Origin of the sequence: Shewanella marina JCM 15074 (assembly GCF_000614975.1) — a bacterium.
GTDB lineage: Bacteria > Pseudomonadota > Gammaproteobacteria > Enterobacterales > Shewanellaceae > Shewanella > Shewanella marina.
Genome location: NZ_BALM01000004.1, coordinates 122,810 through 141,587 on the forward strand (window position 1 = coordinate 122,810; position 18,778 = coordinate 141,587).

An 18,778-nucleotide genomic window follows, 5' to 3' on the forward strand; every position below is an offset into this window, starting at 1 on the left:
CATTCTGATATAAGATGTCTAGAATGATCTACAGGTGATACTTTTGGTATTAGTGGATTTGCAATCATTTAGCCGGAGTAATTATGAATAAATTAATTTCTATTTGTTGGTTGAGTTTACTGTTTATATTGCCTTTGACTGCAAATGCAGCATATGAACGGAATGTAGCAATGCCTGTACAAAAAGTAGAGTATGCTCAAGTGATCTCAATGAAAAACATTACTGAAACGCAATTAATTGAAGATCAACATCAAGGCTGGCGTACTTTTGGTGGCGCAGTGCTTGGTGGTGTTATTGGTCACCAATTTGGTGGGGGGAGCGGTCAAGATGTTGCTACCGTATTAGGCAGTTTACTTGGTGCAGGTGTCGCAAATAACTATCAAACTAATCCTCAACAAATTCGAACTAAATTGGTTGAGTTAATGTTGAAAACCGATGATGGTCAACAATTGATGGTAATACAGGATTACGATCCGGGAATGACTTTCCATGCTGGTGATGAAGTTAGAGTGGTATATTTTGATTTTGGCGTACGTGTAGATTTAGCGATGTGATGTTAATAATTGAAGTTTAGATTTAGGGTAGAAAAATGGAGCGCATTGCGCTCCATTTTCTTGGCATTAAAAACCGCGTGGTAATTGGTTTTTATTGCCAGTAGCAGCGACTTTTTCACGCCATAACTGCTTAGGTGTTTTACCACCAGTAGCATTGCTGCTTGCTGTTTTAGGTTTATCAGCTTTAATTTTTGCTGTTGGAGCTGCTTTGCTCGCTACTTTAGTAGCTGCCACAGAACATAGTTCACTGTGCATTTGCTCTAACTCGCTAAAACGAACTGATTTACCGCCATCGATTTTGTACCAGCTGCCATTTTGCTCAATAACTACGGCTTTATTTTGCTGTTTTTCTAGTGCCGCTTGAAGCTCGCTGATGACTTCTTCTTTGGTCAGTTTTGACATAATAAGTAACCTATTATTTTTTAGTGTGTACCAAAAGGTTGATTGTTAAATGTTGCAAAAGGGGACTATTTTACACGCAATTACACTAAAATAGTTGCACTACAAATCTGTTTGCTGTTTTTTTAAACTAGCAGTAACTAATGTTTAAGCATTATTTAAGCCAAAATCAATCAATTGACTACATTTTTAGAAGATGAATTTGCTAGAATAGTAATCTTAACTATAAAAATTTGGGCATTATATGCAACGTATTGAATTAGAACATTATTTGGCTGATTTTTTACAGCTATCTCGCTTTAAAGACTATGCGCCAAATGGCTTGCAGGTTGAAGGTAGATCACAAATCAAACGCATTGTAACAGGTGTGACCGCATGCCAACCTTTAATTGATCAAGCTATAGAATTAAAAGCTGATGCAATTCTAGTACATCATGGTTTTTTTTGGAAAAATGAGCCACAGATCATTGTTGGTATGAAACAACGCCGAATTAAAGCACTATTAACCCACGACATTAACTTATTGGGTTATCACCTACCATTAGATGCTCACGCTGATGTAGGTAACAATGTGCAGTTAGCTCATCAGTTAGGGTTACTTAATGCCAGTGCAATAACTGAAGTGGCTGATGGGTTAATTTGGCGAGGTGAATTAGCAACCCCAATGACAGCAAATGAGTTTTCTCAATTAATTCATACTCAGCTAGGTCGTCAACCTTTACATCTTGGGCTAGCGCCAGAATTAATTCGTACAGTTGCTTGGTGTACCGGTGGTGCTCAAGATTATTTAGATATTGCACTCAGTTATGGGGTTGATGCATTTATTAGTGGTGAAGTGTCTGAACGTACTTACCACTGCGCCATGGAACAGGGCATTCATTACTTCGCTGCTGGTCATCATGCAACTGAATTATATGGTATACAGGCGCTAGGTGAGCATTTAGCGGATAAATTCGGTTTAGAACATACCTTTATTGATATTACTAATCCCGTATAACAGCTATATATCCAAACGATCATATTCCTGTAATTTTAGGTCGTTTGGTTATTACAATAAAAAAGCCGCAAAAGCGGCTTTTTTATTGATGAGAGAATAACGACTACTTAACTCGCATACCAGGCTGTGCGCCTTCGTGTGGCTCTAAGATCCAAAGATCTTTCTTACCAGGACCCGCTGCAAGTACCATACCTTCAGATATACCAAAGCGCATCTTACGCGGTGCAAGGTTAGCCACCATAACTGTTAGCTTACCTTCCAAGTCTTCAGGCTATAAGCTGATTTAATGCCGGCAAAAACTTGCTTAGTTACGCCGCCAAGATCGAGCTGTAGCTTTAATAGCTTATTGGCTTCTGGGACATGTTCAGCTTTGATGATTTTAGCAATACGTAGATCGATTTTAGCAAAGTCATCGAAGCTAATTTCATCACTGATTGGATCTAAATCTAATTCAGTTTCAGCCTTAGGCGCAGTTTCAATCGCTTGCAGGTTGTCCTTAGATGCGTCAACCATAGCTGCAACTTTATCTAGCTCAATACGTTGCATTAAAGCTTTGAAAGGCGCAATTTCATGGCCTGACATATCAGCCGCTAGATTATCCCATGTTAATGGTTGCTGCATAAATGCTTCAACATCTGCCGCTAGGCGAGGTAACACAGGCTTTAGGTAAGTGACCAAAATGCGGAATAAGTTTAGGGCATTTGAACAAACCTGATGTGCTTCTTCTTGTTTGTCTTCTTGCTTAACTAGTTGCCAAGGCGCTGCATCTGCAACATAGCCATTAGCGATATCAGCTAATGCCATTATTTCTCGCATTGCTTTACCGTATTCACGGGTCTCGTAAAACTCTGCAATTTGTTCTTGCTTAGCAATAAAGCTTTCTGCAAGTGAGTTATCCGCTACTTTGGCTAATTTGCCATCGAAGCGTTTAGTAATAAAACCAGCAGTACGTGAAGCAAGGTTTACTAGCTTACCAACAAGATCTGAGTTTACACGTTGGGTAAAATCTTCAAGGTTTAAATCTAAGTCATCAATACGACTGCTTAACTTAGCTGCATAGTAATAACGTAAATACTCTGGATCTAAATGATCTAAATAGGTACGAGCCTTAATGAAGGTACCTTTAGATTTAGACATTTTGGCACCATTTACGGTTACATAACCATGTGCATAAACACTATTAGGTTGACGGTAACCTGCGCCTTCTAACATAGCCGGCCAAAATAGACTGTGGAAATAAACGATATCTTTACCGATAAAGTGGTATAGCTCTGCTGTAGAGTCCTTACCCCAGAAATCATCAAAGTTGATATCATCACGCTTACTGCATAGGTTTTTAAACGAGCCCATGTAACCGATAGGGGCATCTAACCATACATAGAAATATTTACCCGGTGCATCAGGAATTTCGAAACCGAAATAAGGTGCATCACGGCTGATATCCCACTGCTGTAGGCCTTGCTCAAACCATTCGTTAAGCTTATTTGCCATCTCTTGTTGCAAAGCGCCTGAATGAGTCCACTCTTTTAACATGCCTTCAAATGCAGGTAAGTCAAAAAAGAAATGTTCAGAGTCTTTCATGATAGGCGTGGCACCAGAAACAGCTGATTTAGGGTTGATTAAATCAGTTGTGCTATAAGTTGCACCACAGTTGTCACAGTTATCGCCATATTGGTCTTCTGACTTACAGCGAGGGCAGGTGCCTTTTACGAAGCGATCCGGTAAGAACATCTCTTTTTCAGGATCGAACAACTGTGAAATTGTTTTAGTTTTGATGTAGCCGCCATCACGTAATTTAAGATAAATATTGCTGGCTAATTCACGGTTCTCATCACTATGAGTACTGTGGTAGTTATCAAAACCAATACGGAAATCAGCGAAATCTTGTTGATGTTCACGATTTACGTTAGCAATCATCTCTTCAGGAGTGATACCTAGTTGCTGCGCCTTTAACATAATAGGTGTGCCATGAGCGTCATCAGCACAAATATAGTGGCATTCATGACCACGGAGTTTTTGATAGCGAGACCAGATGTCTGTCTGAATATATTCCAGCATATGACCTAAATGGATAGGGCCATTGGCATAAGGAAGTGCGCTTGTTACTAGAATTTTACGTTTTGAAGTTGCCATTTTTTCTCAAAATCGCCTTGGGCTTTGTACAATGGCATAGATACTAACCGAAAATAGTCTATGTTTCATCAAAAGTAGTGCTAACTGTGCTAAATCTACACTAATGTTTTCTACTTTTTCTGGTACACTTGCACAAATTCATCCAGAAGGGTACCTGCATTGTCTGAATCATCCCCAGATTTTCAATTAAATGATGAGCTTCTTGGTCCTGTGTTGGCTATTTTAGACGCATTTATTGATCCTTATTTAGCAAAAGGTTTAGTTAGCGCTGGTTGTGTAACTAAATTGGCGATTACCGATAAACGTTTGCAGTTAGGTTTGGTTTATCCATATCCTTGCATGACTCAATATCGTGATACGGTGATGGCGTTAACTAATCAATTAGCCGTTATTGATGCGATTGATGAAGTTGAATGTGAAATTGATTTTCAGCCGACAACTTTTTCTGCCATCGGCGTTGAACCCATTGCCAATGTTAAGCAGATTATTGCGGTTGCTTCTGGCAAAGGTGGTGTAGGTAAATCAACGACAGCGGTAAACCTAGCGTTAGCTTTAGCTGCTGAAGGTGCGCAAGTTGGTATCCTTGATGCTGATATTTATGGTCCATCAATTCCATTAATGTTAGGTGTTGAAGGTTTTAGACCGGTAGCTGCTGGTGAAAAACAGATGACTGCTGCTCAGGCTCATGGTATTACCGCACAGTCTATTGGTTTTATGCTTGGTGAAGGTGAAGCCGCAGTATGGCGCGGTCCGATGGCTGCGGGTGCATTAGTACAATTACTTAATGAAACCCAATGGCCTGAACTTGATTATCTCGTGATCGACATGCCACCAGGAACTGGTGATATCCAGTTAACGTTGTCTCAAAAAGTGCCTGTAAGTGGTGCCGTAATCGTGACAACGCCGCAAGATATCGCACTTGCTGATGCGCAAAAAGGCGTATCTATGTTCCAAAAAGTGAACATTCCTGTGCTAGGTATTGTTGAGAATATGAGCTTCCATTTATGCCCTGAGTGTGGTCATAAAGAACATCCATTTGGTACCCATGGTGGTAGCAAAATGGCACAGCGTTATAACGTGCCATTATTAGGTGAACTGCCGTTGCAGTTAAATATCCGTGAAGATATGGATAATGGTATGCCAACCGTGATTCACTCACCTGGATCAGAAGTGGCAAATATTTATCGTAGTATTGCCCGTAAAGTGGGTGCAGAGTTGGCATTAAGCCGTCAACAAGCTAATGTTTCTATCAGTATATCAGATGACGAGTAAAGTAAAATGAGTATGAGTTCGCAGCAATGTGTCATTATTGGCATCGCAGGGGCATCAGCATCAGGTAAGAGTTTAATTGCAAATACCATTTATAACGAACTATGCCGTGACTTAGGCACAGATCAAATTGGTGTGATCAATGAAGATGCTTACTACAAAGATCAAAGCCACATGTCAATGGATGAGCGGGTTCTTACTAATTATGATCACCCTAAAGCGTTAGATCATGCCTTGCTAGCTGAGCATTTAACTCAATTAAAGCAAGGACAAGAAGTTCATATTCCATGTTACAGTTATAAAGAACATACTCGTACGGATACCACCGTTGATATGACCCCAAAGAAGGTGATTATTCTTGAAGGTATTTTGTTATTAACTGATCCTAAGCTACGTGAATTAATGGATGCGAGTGTATTTATGGATACACCATTAGATATCTGTTTTTTACGTCGTTTAACGCGTGATGTTGCTGAACGTGGTCGTACCATGGAGTCAGTAATTAGTCAGTATCAACAAACGGTTAGACCTATGTTCTTGCAGTTTATTGAACCATCAAAACAGTATGCCGATATTATTGTTCCACGTGGTGGTAAAAACCGCATTGCGACTGATATATTAAAAACACGTATTCAGCATTTATTAGCTAAATAAGTGTAAGTAGGGAGTTAAAGTATTAAATGCGTTTAACTGATATTGAAATCGAGCAATGTCTTGATGATGGCACGATTGTGATGTCACCACGTCCAGATGCTGATGCCATTAGTGGTGTGAGTGTTGATGTACGTTTAGGCGACCAATTTCGTGTATTTAAAGCTCATAGTGCCCCTTATATTGATTTAAGTGGCCCGAGTATTGAAGTACAAGCTGCACTTGATTTAGTGATGAGCGATAAAATCGAAATCGCCGAGGGTGACGCTTTTTTCCTACATCCTGGTGAATTAGCGTTAGCTGTTACTTATGAAAGTGTCACTTTACCAGCGGATATCGTTGGTTGGTTAGATGGTCGTTCATCTTTAGCCCGTTTAGTTAATGGTGCACGTTACCGCTCATCGTATCGATCCAGGTTGGCAAGGTAAGATTGTGCTTGAGTTTTATAATAGCGGTAAGTTGCCTTTAGCTCTTCGCCCTATGATGACAATTGGTGCATTGAACTTCGAACGTTTGAATCATCCTGTGGCAAAACCTTATAACAAGCGTAAAAATGCCAAGTATAAGGATCAACAAGAAGCTGTTGCTAGTCGGATTAGTCAGGACAAGTAATGGTGACACGTTGGGTAAATGGAATACCTGAATCTTTTGTCAGTGTTTCTGACCGTGGATTTAATTATGGCGATGGTTTGTTCGCGACAATGCGAATCGAGTGTGGTCGGATCCAATTACTTAATTGTCATTTAGCAAGATTAAGCCAAGGCGCGATGCGTCTTGGCTTTTGTTGGCAGGCGTCAAGTGAGTTAATGACGTTACTTGAGGATATTGCCAGCAAATTAAATCGCGCTTGTATCAAGTTACAACTCTCTCGTGGACAGGGAGGACGCGGTTATGCTGCGCCTGAGTCTGTCAATGTCACCGAAGTCATTTCAGTTTCAGATTTTCCGCAGCATTACCAGCAATGGCAACAGCAAGGTATTAAATTGTGCCGTTCAGATATTCAGTTAGGACAGCAATCAAGACTCGCTGGTATAAAACATCTGAATCGATTAGAGCAAGTGTTAATTAAATCCTCTGTATTGCATCAACTTTATCAAGATTGGTTAGTTTTAGATTGTAATAACAATGTCATTGAATCATCAGTTGCCAATCTTTTTATAATTAATGATAAGCAAGTCATCACCCCATCAATCCATTATAGTGGTGTTGCCGGTGTCATGCGTGAACAAGTGATTATTGCGCTACTTGAGTTAGGCTATAACGTTAAAATAGCCGATTTATCAATATCAGAACTATTTGCTGCTGAGCATATATGGTTAACGAATAGCTTATTTGGCATTGTCGACGTTATTCAAGTTGAGCAACAACATAAACCCATTTCTTTATTGAGTGCAGTATTAAGGCAGAGATTGTCGGTACAGTTATGAAAAAAGTATTAATTATATTAGTGGTATTGCTTAGTATCAGTCTTGTCGCGATTTTAGGCGGTGCATATTGGGGCTATCAGCAAGTACTCGGCTTTGGCAATAGTCAGCTTAATGTTAACGAACAAGGTCAAGAGCTTACTGTAACACGTGGCATGTCGTTAATTGCATTGGGCAATAAACTACATGAACAGGGCATCATTAAAGAAACATGGCCATTAAAGGTTTTTGTTAAATTAGACCCAAGTAAAGCGCATATTAGAAGTGGTTTGTATGAACTTACGTCAAGTATGACGGTAAATGATTTATTAAATAATTTAGTTAACGGTAAAGTTAAAATATTTTCAGTCACTTTAGTTGAGGGGCAAACGATTAAAGAGTGGCGTGCTCAATTAGATAAATTACCGCATTTGGTTGTGACAGAGCAGATGTTTGATGATGTACTTGCGCAACATGGTGACGATTCTAATTTACCTGAAGGAAAGTTTTTCCCTGATACTTATCATTATCAAGCTGAAGAAAATGCTAAGGTGCTGCTGAATCAAAGTTACCTAGAGATGCAAGCTAACCTAGCTAAAGCATGGCAAGGCCGTGCTAAAAACTTACCATTAAAAACGCCTTATGAATTGCTGATCCTAGCTTCTATTATTGAAAAAGAAACTGGACAGGCTGGTGAGCGTGATGTGATCTCGGCCGTGTTTATTAATCGGTTACGCAAAGGCATGCGCTTACAAACTGATCCTACTGTGATTTATGGTATGGGAGATAAGTTTGATGGCAATATCCGCCGTCAAGATTTATTAACGACGACACCGTTTAACACTTACAGAATTAAAGGCTTACCGCCAACACCTATCGCTGCGCCTGGTCTCGCTTCATTAATGGCTGCAGCGCACCCAGCTAATGTGGATTATTTATACTTTGTCTCGAAGAATGACGGCAGTCATGTTTTTTCAAAGACATTAGCTGAGCATAATCGAGCGGTAAACAAGTATCAGAGAAATAGAAAATGATTGATAAAAAAGCAAAGTTTGTCGTAATAGAAGGCCTAGAAGGTGCGGGCAAATCAAGTGCAGTTGCTTTGGTTAAGCAATTTATTTTAGAACATACAGGTATTGAGCCTGTGTGCACCCGTGAGCCTGGTGGTACACCGCTAGCTGAAAAAATTAGAGACTTAGTCAAAATTGCAGAGGCTAATGACCCACTTTGTGATGAAGCCGAATGTTTATTACTTTACGCTGCACGTGCACAACTGATTGCCAATGTTATTAAACCTGCGTTAAGCCAAGGTACATGGGTACTAGGTGATCGACATAATCTATCATCACTCGCTTATCAAGCGGTGGCCGTGGTCTAATGCCATTAGTGAAATCGGTAAGCGATGTGACCTTAAAAGGCTTTAAACCCGACTTAACCTTGTACTTGGATATTGATCCTAAACTGGGCTTAACTCGTGCTGCTGCACGCGGAGAACTTGATCGTATTGAACAACAAGCTATTGAGTTTTTTGAACGCGCAAGAGCAACCTACTTAAGCTTAGCGGCGGAAGATGACAGCATTGTCGTGATTGATGCTAGCCAAGAGATGGCAAAAGTTCATCAAGACATTATCAGTCAACTACAAGCTCAGGATTGGGCGTAATGGAGCACTTGCCTTGGCTTGATTTACCGCTTAAACATTTTTTGCGGCAATTGAAGTTGCAACAATTACCTCATGCCATTTTATTACCGGTAGAGCAAGGTTTTGGCGGCGCTATTCTTGCACAAGATATGGCACAAGCTGCGTTGTGCCAAAATGCAACAGATATTGGTGCCTGCGGTCATTGTAGAAGTTGTCAGCTATTCGCTGCCAAAAACCATCCTGATTTTTATACTATTTCAGCAGATGGACAGCAGATCAAAGTTGAACAAATTAGAAGCTTAAGTCAGCAGCTATCATCGACATCATCGCAGGGCGGTTATCGTGTGGCTTTGATTAATCAATGTGAACGTTTAAATCAAGCTTCGGCTAATGCGTTATTAAAAACGTTGGAAGAGCCGGGCAGTCAAACTCTGATTATTTTACAGGCTGATATCGCAAGCCGATTATTAGCGACAATCAGTAGCCGTTGCCAACGAGTGCCATTTCAAACGCCAAGCCGACTAGAATTAAAAGCATGGTTAGCCAATTTTCATCAGTCTCAGAGCGATGTGACATGGTGTTTGCCAGTTGTCGGTGGGCCATTGATATTAAGAGGGTTATTGCAATCTGGCCAATATCAACAATTACTTGATTTTAGACGTGACTGGGCTAAAAGCTTATCATCCGGGCATATTGAAGGTAGCTTACAAACATTAACTGAGGTCACCATCATAAATGCCTTACAGGTGCTTTATTTATTATTGCGTCAGCATATGATTAAACAAAATGACATGGATGCTTTTAAGCGACTTGCGGTAGCTGAATTAGCGAATTCAGTGATGTTACAAGTTGATAAGTTGCTTACTATGTCGAGCGTAAATTATTTAGGATTATGTCAACAATTTGTAGGCCAATATCGTGCAATTTAATGGCGTTTTGGTTTATCAAATATAGATAGGTTAGGATTTGTTTTGTTAATTGATTCACATTGTCATTTAGACCGTTTAAAGATAGCCCCCGATCATGACTCATTAGTTGATGTTATTGCAGAGGCGAAACGCCGTGGTGTTGATTATATGTTGTGTGTCAACGTACGTCAGCAGGGCTTTGAGGCAATGCGCGACCGTATGGCGAGCTTTGAAAATGTTTTTTTATCTGCAGGTGTCCATCCGCTTGATGTTAAAGAGGGGCTAGAAGTCGCTGGCTTAAGCCAATATGCAACCGATAAACGTGTTGTTGCTATCGGCGAAACGGGTCTTGATTACTTTTATTCGCCTGAAACAAAAGCAATACAACAAGATTGTTTTGAGAAACAAATTGATGTTGCAGTTGAGGTGGGCAAACCGCTTATTATCCATACCCGTGGTGCCCGTGAAGATACCATTGCGATGTTAAAGCAAGGACATGCTGATAAGGTTGGTGGCGTGCTGCACTGCTTTACTGAAGACTGGGATATGGCTAAGGCCGCAATGGATTTAGGTTTTTACATTTCCATCTCTGGTATCGTGACGTTTAAAAATGCGGGAGAGTTGCGTACTGTTGTACGAAAAATTCCTAAAGATAGGTTATTGGTTGAAACGGATTCGCCTTATTTAGCGCCGATCCCTTATCGTGGTAAAGAGAATCAACCTGCATTTGTACGTGATGTCGCTGAATTTGTTGCTGAAGTACGCGGTGAGAAATATGAAGAGTTAGCTGAATTTACGTCAAATAACTTCTTTGCCTTATTCAAGGATGCAGCAAAGCTAGTTGGCCGTTAGTTCGTTTTATTTCTCCATAAAAAAAGGCCCAAAACTATTCCAATTGTCTTAGGCCTAGGGGAACTTTAATTTGTTGTTAACTTAGCTATATTGTAGTCAATAAAAAAAAAATCGCCTTATAAAGGCGATTTTTTATTCATAAGTGAGTGCAATTTTAGATACTAATTGCATTATCATGCACTAATTCACGTGGCAAACTGTTTTTTAATCTATGACCTAAATGCTTTGCTAAGCCAAGTGGGGCACCATGCAAACATAAGATTATTTCACCTTGAGCTTGGGTCGGTTCAGTTAAACTAATATCTCTTCCCATTAAATATTGCTGGGCTTGCGCAGGAGTGAGTTCAATAGTTTTAGTGCTTGATTGTCCAAATGCCATAATCGCCTCGTAACGCACTTTAAACCCCTTTTTAATGGTATCAGCAAGCTTGAGACCAATTCGTTGGAAGCGCATTTTACCAGTGAGTACGGCAAATGGTTTAGGGAAAAGCCAATATTCCTCATCACGAGTCATGATGTCACCAGCAGGTAAATTCAGTCCTAACTGTTGACTAAAGTAATCGTTAATGGCATCTACTTGTTTACGGCTAGCAAAATTAAACGGGAAGTTTTTTTGTTTTCTAGGTTCTGCAGCTTGACGTTCACAACTGCCTAATTTCTTGAATTTTGCAACAAAGAAACCTTCACTGTCATATATTTGTGGCCAGACGTGTAAGAATCCTTCTTCCGTACAAGCCTTATTAGCATCCTCAAATAGATTATTTAATGGTACTACTTCGACTAAATCTGCATATTTATTAATTAAATGCAGACAGATATCTTGGTTTTCACGGCGATTTAAAGTGCATGTTGAATAGACTAAAGTCCCGCCAGGTTTTAATGCAACAAAAGCCGACTCTATCAGTGCTTGCTGAGTCGTTGCGATCGCTTCTACATCTGCAATATCCCAGCTTTTTAGTGCATCAGGGTCTTTACGTACGGTGCCTTCACCGCCACATGGCGCATCGAGTAAAATCGCATCGAAGCTTTCGTATAAATACTCACCAAAAACCCTGCCGTCAAAATGGGTTAGAGCGCAATTGGTTACGCCCATTCGCTGTACATTAGCGTGCAGTACTTTTACCCGGCTTGATGAATATTCATTAGCAATCAATAAGCCATTATTATTCATTAATGCGGCTATTTGAGTGGTTTTAGAGCCTGGAGCTGAGGCAACGTCTAACACTAATTCAGGTATTAAACCATGATCAAACAGTGCGGTTGGTGGCAGCATAGAGCTTGCTTCTTGGATATAGAATAAACCTTGTAAATGTTCAACCACATTACCGAGTTGAATATCGCTGGGGATGCTTATCCAAAACCCGTCTTGACACCAAGGTATCGGACTAAACTGCCAGCCCTTTGCAGACATCAATTCAATAAAATCAGCGCTACTAATTTTTAAGGTATTAACCCTAATTGATGTTCTAAGTGGCTGACTACTATAGTGGATAAAATCTTCCATGCTAAGATGTGCAGGTAAGTCGTTGGCGATATATTGGATAAAATTTGGGTTAATTTGAATCATATGGCATTTATACAAGCGTCTTTGTTCGCAATTATACCAGTTTAAGGATGATGTTAGGGTGTTAAATCGAGTTTGGGTTGTATTTTTTGTATGTGCGTTACTGGCCATACTTATCCAATTAAGTATGGGTAATATCAATGTGGTGAGTGACGCTGTCGCCGCATTATTTAATAGCGCCAAACTGTCGGCTGAAATTGCGTTGGGTTTAGTTGGCGTACTTGCTTTATGGATGGGGTTAATGCGCGTCGGAGAAAGGCAGGTGTAGTTGCCGTTTTTGCTTGTATCTTAGAGCCATTACTGAGTAAATTAATGCCAGAGGTTCCAAGGGGGCACCCTGCATACGGCAGCATCACCATGAATTTAACTGCTAATGTGCTGGGGCTTGATAACGCTGCAACGCCTCTGGGTCTCAAGGCGATGGCGGATTTACAAAGTTTGAATCCTAATAAAACAGTTGCAACCAATGCACAGATTTTATTCCTAGTGCTCAATACCTCTTCGGTGACGTTAGTTCCTGTAACGGTATTTTTATATCGTGCTCAACAAGGTGCCGCTGCGCCAGCAGATATTTTTCTGCCTATTTTATTAGCGACGAGTGCATCGAGTATCGCAGGTTTATTAGTTGTAGCCTTGGTGCAACGACTTTCTCTGTTAAACACTGTTGTGTTGGGGTATGGCGCGTTAATTTTAGCATCACTACTGGGCACGGTTGTTTATTTGTCAACATTAACGGCACAAGCTGTGGGGCAAATATCTACCGCATTGGGTAATGGTGTATTACTGGCGCTTATTTTTGGCTTTATTTTGGTTGCTTCTTGGCGAAAAGTGGCGGTTTATGATGAATTCATTGAAGGTGCCAAAGAGGGATTTGCGTTATCGATAAAACTTATTCCTTATTTACTGGCAATGTTAATGGCGATTGCGTTATTACGTGCTTCAGGTGCACTGGATTATCTATTGCATGTGATTGCGAGTTGTGTTGCTTGGTTTGGTGGCGATACGCGATTTGTTGATGCAATGCCAACTGCGTTAATGAAACCATTTAGTGGCAGTGGTGCGCGGGCGATGATGCTTGAAACGATGAGTCATTATGGAGTTGATTCTTTTGCTGGACGTTTAGCGGCCATTTTTCAAGGTAGTACCGAAACCACATTTTATGTATTAGCGGTATATTTTGGGGCTGTGGGTATCCGTAATGGTAGACATGCTTTAGCGTGTGGTTTAACTGCGGATATTGCAGGTATCAGTGCTGCAATACTCGTTTGTTATTGGTTTTATGGGTAATTTTTTCATTAATAGTGGAAGAATAAACCTTTAGTTTACTGTCGATATACTAAATATGTTCCTATTATGAAAAATATGTTGCCGAATTGTTATTATTTAATATGATGGTTGATAGCACTTTAGTGTTACGTGATGTAGCAATGCTAGGATTTTAGTTTTATATCGTTGTTTCGTATCTAAGTGTGACTATTTAAAAATAATAATAGGGATTTATTTATGATTAAATCAGTTACATTGTCCTGCGTTGCAGTGGCAGTGGGTCTTTACGGTGTAAATACCTACGCAGCACCAGCAAAAAAATCCAATATTAATATTGAAAAACGCGTTATAACCTCAAGTAAAGTTGGGGTGTCGAAACGTTTGAGCGATATTAATAATACTATTCCAGTATTAAGTAAGCATCGTAAGGCTAAACTTCAAGCGAGTGGTGAAACAATACCTGGTATCACTCAAAATCGAGTCGTTAAAAATTATTTCCCCTTTGAAAGTCAATGGAGTAATGCGCCTAAAGTGGTCGATACCGCATTACAATCTTCAATTTCTAAACCGCTAAAAACAAGCAGTTATGCCCCCAATATAGGTGTTTCATTTGATGGCGTCGGTAACGTACTTGGTGTTGCTCCGCCAGATACTAATGGTGATGTAGGCCCTAATCACTATGTTCAAACCGTGAATGTGAGCATGGCGGTGTTTGATAAACAGGGAAACACACTAGTTGAGCCTTTTGCTATTAATGAATTATGGTCAGGCTTTGGTGGTAAGTGTGAAGAAAAAATAGCGGTGACCCGATTGTACTTTATGACGGCATGGCCGATCGTTGGTTAATTAGCCAATTTGCACTTGATGGGACAGACAATCACGAATGTATCGCGATATCACAAACTGGTGATCCGACTGGGGCTTATTTTTTATATGATTTCCCCTATGGCGAGCTAATGAATGACTATCCACATCTCGGTGTTTGGACTGATGGTTATTATATGGGGGTAAACCAGTTTGACCCGAGTAATAACTTTGCTTGGGCAGGGGGCGGTGTGGTTGCCTATGAACGAGATAAAATGTTAATTGGGGCTGAAGCTCAACAAGTTATCTTTAGTATGCAAGGAAATGATCCTGAAGTATTTACCCCTATGCCGTTGGATATTGATGGTGTGTTATTACCCAATGCAACTCAAAAGCAATTATTTGTCTGGGCTGATGGTGAAGGCGAAAGTAAATTACATGTCTGGCAGTTTGATGTGGATTGGGACAATACTGCTGATGCTAGTTTTACTGCCGTAACTGAATTAACGGTTGCTGAGTTTAATGGTCCTGCAAATGCGGTACAACCTAATGGTGTTGAGCTAGATAGTTTAGGTATTCGTTCTATGTTTAGAGCGGCATATCGTAAATTACCAAACCGCTCATCTATTATCTTTACCCATAATGTAGCAGGTGCAGATGGTAATACTCCCGCAGTACGTTGGTATGAGTTAGATCTAAATGAGACAGCTAATGAAGTTACTGTTCGTCAGCAAGGTACCTATGCACCTGATGACCAAGCTCGTTGGATGGTCAGCGGTGCGATAGACGCTGTCGGTAATATTGCATTAGGTTATAGCTTAACCAGTGATACTAAGCATCCTTCAGTTTTTGCTGCAACGCGATTAGTCGATGATCCATTAGGCGAGCTGAGTAGTGAGATTGAATTAAAAGCTGGCGGTGGCTCGCAGCAGGCCATTAACCGTGGCCGTTGGGGCGATTATTCAAGTATGAGTGTCGATCCAGCAGATGATTGTACTTTTTGGTATACCACTGAATATTATAAAGCAGAAGATGATAATACTTTAGCTTGGTCAACAAATATCTCTAGCTTTAAAATTCCAACCTGTGTTGCTGGCCCATCTGGCACGATTATGGGAACCGTCACAGATGCTGATTCTGGTGATGCGATAGCGAATGTTACCGTGACATTGGGCAACGCTTCAGCGGTTACGGATACAGAAGGTAATTATACAGTCGCGGTACCCGTTGGTTCATATACGCCTGAGTTTTCACGTTACGGTTGGGTTACGCTATCTGCAAGTGAAGTTGCAGTAGAAGATGAAGCTGAATTAACGATTAACCAAGCATTACAACTGGCGCCACGCGTAGCCGTTACAGGTACGGTTAAAGATGGTGGCACGGCAAATTGGCCTTTGTATGCTGATGTGAAAGTGAATGTTCCGGGGGATGTTTTACAAACCTATACTAACCCTGAAACAGGCATGTATTCTATTGAGTTAGTCGAAGGGACTGCTGTCGAAGTTTCGGCAACTGCAATGATGACAGAAGGATATATTAAGCAATCCGCCGAAGTCACGCCAGCTGCAGGTGTAACGAGCGATTTTGCCATGCCGTTAAATCCCAATTGTACCGCGCCTGGTTATGCATTTGATGAGCCTAGCTTTAAAGAGTCATTTGAAGGTGATTTTGTCCCTGAAGGCTGGGTAACAGAGGCATTAGATGGAACAACCGTTACTTGGGTACGTTCAGATTCAACTGGTCGAGGTAATGTGACTAAGACTGATGGTCATACTGCATTGATAGATTCTGATGATGCAGGTTTTGTTGATGTTAACTCGGTATTGATTTCACCGGCCATTGCTGTTGATGGTTTAGTGAACAATACACTTACTTTCGTTGCTAACCATCGTACTTATACTGGCGCAGATTCTCTTAATTTAGATATTCAAGTCGATAATGGCGATTGGCAAACTATTCAAACATTGGATAAGAGTGGTTCTAGTTTTGGCAGTTTGACTAATTATGAGATTGATCTCAGTAGTTACATTGATGGTGCAACAGCGTTTAAATTACGTTGGCATTATTTTGATGCTAATTATGAGTGGTATGCTGCAGTTGATGATGTGATTGTTGGTACGCCGAGTTGTAATATGCTAGCCGGTAACTTAGTTGCTGGTTATATTCGTGATGCTAATTTGGATACTCCTGTACACGGCGCGAACGTTGTTGCCGATGAACAGGCTGTTATTACATCAATAACGACTGAGCATGATGATCAATTAGAACATGGTTTTGTGTATGGTTTTATTCCAAGCGATGCACAAATGCTGAATGTTAAAGCATCTAATTACAGTGATAAAGAGGTTAATGCGGGTCACTTTACATTAGCAACACCAGTGGTACTTGATGCGGGTTTATTTGAAGCTGATACAGTTGCTATTAGTGTGACTGCGGGCCGTAGTGTTGAGGATGAACTTGTGGTTCGAAATACGGGTAAAGCAGATGTGGATTACCGTTTATTAACGTTACCAGTTGCTACCGATACGCTTCCAAATGGTCCATTCCATGCGAGTGCTCGTCACTTTGGGCCTAAAAATTTAAATGAGATAAATACGGATAAAATTCGTTATTTCCCTGATGTACAAGCCGCAGAAATGGCGGTTGGTGATTACGTGACTCATTTTGAACTGGAACAGGGCTTCGGTTGGGGCATAACCCTTGATCGTGAAAATGATCATATTTGGGTAGCCGACTTAGTTTTAGGCGGTGCAAGTGCTGATCAATTAGTTGAATATGATGCAGAGGGTACTGTTACTGGTGAAATGATTGCTACGCCTTACGTTGCAGAGGGTGGATTTGGTGCTGATTTAGCTTATAACCCATTTACTCAAACATATTGGCAAGTTGCTGTTGGCGGCGATAATTGTATTCATGAAATTTCATTGGCCGATAAAGTGGCTACGGGTAATAAAATTTGTCCATCTTTCTCTACTTCACAACGTGGTTTAGCCTACGATCCTCTGACTGATACTTTCTATGCTGGTTCTTGGAATGACAGCGTTATTCACCAATTTAAAACTGATAGTGAGATTATTCGCTCAATCAATGTTGACCTAGGGGTGGCTGGTTTAGCATTTAATTCTGGTACTGGTCATCTATTTGTCAGTGATAGTGGTGGCTCATATGATATTTTCGTGCTCGATACCAACACTGAGTTACTCGATTTAGTCGGGGGTTACCATGTCAACCTTGATAGCGATGGTGATGGTGAAAACGATCTTGAACTACAAGGGACAGCCGGATTAGATATTGATTGTAAAGGTAATTTGTGGGCTGTTGATCAAACTAGTCAAACTGTATTAGCTTTCAGTTCTGGTGAAACGGGAGTGTGTGACTGGTCTACGGTTCCATGGTTAACAGTCAATGAGGATACTGGGTCGTTAGCGATGGAGACTGAGTCTAAAGTCGGTTTGATGATCGATACCTCTACAACCGAAGTAGGTGAACATAATGCAACAGTGTTGGCATTAAACAATACCCCTTATGGTAATGTCTCTGTGCCTGTTACGTTAACTGTCACTGCTCCTGAGTATGGCAGTGTGGCATTTAGCCCTGTAGATGTCTCTGTTCGCAATGGGGCGACAGCCCAGCTTACCGTAACACGTACCGATGGTAGTGATTACGCTATTTCAGTTGATTATCAATTTGTTGATGGTACCGCTAAAAATGGTGAACATTATAATTTAACGGGTGGAACATTAACTTGGGAAGATATGGATTCATCGAGTAAAACCATTTCTGTGCCTACTGTGGATTTACCTATTAATGAAGATGTTTCTTTCTCTGTACTGTTAAGTAATCCTAGCAATGCAACGATTGGTGGTGCTGATGTGGCGGTAGTTAAAGTGACTCAAGATCCTCGTGATAGTGGCGGAGCTTTGGGTGGCATTAGTTTATTACTATTGTCTATACTTGGTATCAGAAGAAAACTTAAATATGTTAGTTAACGATTAATGACATGATGAAAAGGAAGGATAATTTTATCCTTCCTTTTATTTTAGGAGTTATTTATGAAAACTAATCAAACAATTTATCTGTTTATACCTCTGATATATGCAGTGACATCGACTATGGTTAATGCTGAAGAAAATGATGTACCAAATAAGGCAAAAGTTGTTGTATCTACAGCTAAAGCCAAACAGTCTAAATCATTAAAAAGTATGCCATCTTTAACATATGAAGATAAGAATAAAAATATCTATATTGTACCTAATCAATTTCCACTGATTGACGGTAAGCTAGCTAAAAGTGAACAAGGAAAACACGGTAAGTGTAAAAGTAAAGATGTAGAATAA

General features: G+C 40.4%; 13 protein-coding genes and 4 pseudogenes. 14 read left to right on the plus strand and 3 right to left on the minus strand.

What is annotated here, in order from left to right; translation table 11 throughout:
• The first annotated feature begins 83 nt into the window (after nt 1-83).
• Complete coding sequence (locus JCM15074_RS04985; protein ID WP_025820230.1) at nt 84-554, plus strand: outer membrane lipoprotein; 471 nt, start codon at nt 84-86, stop codon at nt 552-554.
• 66 nt (nt 555-620) lie between these two features.
• Here JCM15074_RS04985 and JCM15074_RS04990 read toward each other — a convergent pair whose 3' ends face one another.
• The gene (locus JCM15074_RS04990; protein ID WP_025820231.1) at nt 621-956 is read right to left on the minus strand and encodes a hypothetical protein; all 336 of its coding nucleotides are present in this window, start codon (nt 954-956) and stop codon (nt 621-623) included.
• 241 nt (nt 957-1,197) lie between these two features.
• On the opposite strand from JCM15074_RS04990, the gene JCM15074_RS04995 reads away from it, so the two are divergent.
• Nucleotides 1,198-1,950: a Nif3-like dinuclear metal center hexameric protein gene (locus JCM15074_RS04995; RefSeq protein WP_025820233.1), complete on the plus strand. Its 753-nt coding sequence runs from the start codon at nt 1,198-1,200 to the stop codon at nt 1,948-1,950.
• 103 nt (nt 1,951-2,053) lie between these two features.
• On the opposite strand, the pseudogene metG reads toward JCM15074_RS04995, so the two are convergent.
• Nucleotides 2,054-4,083: pseudogene (gene metG, locus JCM15074_RS21000) on the minus strand (methionine--tRNA ligase).
• A gap of 159 nt (nt 4,084-4,242) precedes the next feature.
• Between metG and apbC the strand changes: the two are divergent.
• The 8 genes and pseudogenes from apbC to JCM15074_RS05040 all read left to right on the plus strand — a co-directional run bounded on the left by apbC (nt 4,243) and on the right by JCM15074_RS05040 (nt 10,807).
• On the plus strand, nt 4,243-5,355 hold the full coding sequence (apbC, locus tag JCM15074_RS05005; RefSeq protein WP_025820234.1) for an iron-sulfur cluster carrier protein ApbC: 1,113 nt from the start codon (nt 4,243-4,245) through the stop codon (nt 5,353-5,355).
• Between the two features lie 12 nt (nt 5,356-5,367).
• A complete protein-coding gene (udk, locus tag JCM15074_RS05010; protein WP_025820235.1) occupies nt 5,368-6,006 on the plus strand; it encodes a uridine kinase in 639 nt (212 codons plus the stop codon).
• 26 nt (nt 6,007-6,032) lie between these two features.
• Nucleotides 6,033-6,615, plus strand: a pseudogene (gene dcd / locus JCM15074_RS21005) (dCTP deaminase).
• Nucleotides 6,615-7,430: an aminodeoxychorismate lyase gene (pabC, locus tag JCM15074_RS05020; protein ID WP_025820236.1), complete on the plus strand. Its 816-nt coding sequence runs from the start codon at nt 6,615-6,617 to the stop codon at nt 7,428-7,430. Before dcd ends, pabC begins: the two are co-directional and overlap by 1 nt.
• Entirely contained in the window at nt 7,427-8,440 is a 1,014-nt protein-coding gene (gene mltG, locus JCM15074_RS05025) for an endolytic transglycosylase MltG (protein ID WP_025820237.1), read from the plus strand. Before pabC ends, mltG begins: the two co-directional genes overlap by 4 nt.
• Nucleotides 8,437-9,068: pseudogene (tmk, locus tag JCM15074_RS21010) on the plus strand (dTMP kinase). Before mltG ends, tmk begins: the two are co-directional and overlap by 4 nt.
• Nucleotides 9,068-9,976, plus strand: a complete 909-nt coding sequence (gene holB / locus JCM15074_RS05035; RefSeq protein ID WP_025820238.1) for a DNA polymerase III subunit delta' — start codon at nt 9,068-9,070, stop codon at nt 9,974-9,976. The pseudogene tmk and the gene holB overlap by 1 nt, the downstream one beginning before the upstream one ends.
• Before the next feature lie 42 nt (nt 9,977-10,018).
• On the plus strand, nt 10,019-10,807 hold the full coding sequence (locus JCM15074_RS05040) for a TatD family hydrolase (RefSeq protein WP_025820239.1): 789 nt from the start codon (nt 10,019-10,021) through the stop codon (nt 10,805-10,807).
• Between the two features lie 154 nt (nt 10,808-10,961).
• On the opposite strand, the gene rsmF is transcribed toward JCM15074_RS05040, so the two are convergent.
• Nucleotides 10,962-12,374 carry a 16S rRNA (cytosine(1407)-C(5))-methyltransferase RsmF gene (rsmF, locus tag JCM15074_RS05045; protein ID WP_025820240.1) on the minus strand — a complete coding sequence of 471 codons (1,413 nt, stop codon included), beginning with the start codon at nt 12,372-12,374 and terminating at the stop codon, nt 10,962-10,964.
• 58 nt (nt 12,375-12,432) lie between these two features.
• On the opposite strand from rsmF, the pseudogene JCM15074_RS21015 reads away from it, so the two are divergent.
• The 4 genes and pseudogenes from JCM15074_RS21015 to JCM15074_RS05060 all read left to right on the plus strand — a co-directional run bounded on the left by JCM15074_RS21015 (nt 12,433) and on the right by JCM15074_RS05060 (nt 18,778).
• Nucleotides 12,433-13,658, plus strand: a pseudogene (locus tag JCM15074_RS21015) (spore maturation protein).
• 216 nt (nt 13,659-13,874) lie between these two features.
• Nucleotides 13,875-14,483: a hypothetical protein gene (locus JCM15074_RS23440; protein WP_051536820.1), complete on the plus strand. Its 609-nt coding sequence runs from the start codon at nt 13,875-13,877 to the stop codon at nt 14,481-14,483.
• A complete protein-coding gene (locus tag JCM15074_RS21020) occupies nt 14,465-18,430 on the plus strand; it encodes a carboxypeptidase regulatory-like domain-containing protein (protein ID WP_051536821.1) in 3,966 nt (1,321 codons plus the stop codon). The genes JCM15074_RS23440 and JCM15074_RS21020 overlap by 19 nt, the downstream gene beginning before the upstream one ends.
• 63 nt (nt 18,431-18,493) lie before the next feature.
• Complete coding sequence (locus tag JCM15074_RS05060) at nt 18,494-18,778, plus strand: hypothetical protein (protein ID WP_025820241.1); 285 nt, start codon at nt 18,494-18,496, stop codon at nt 18,776-18,778.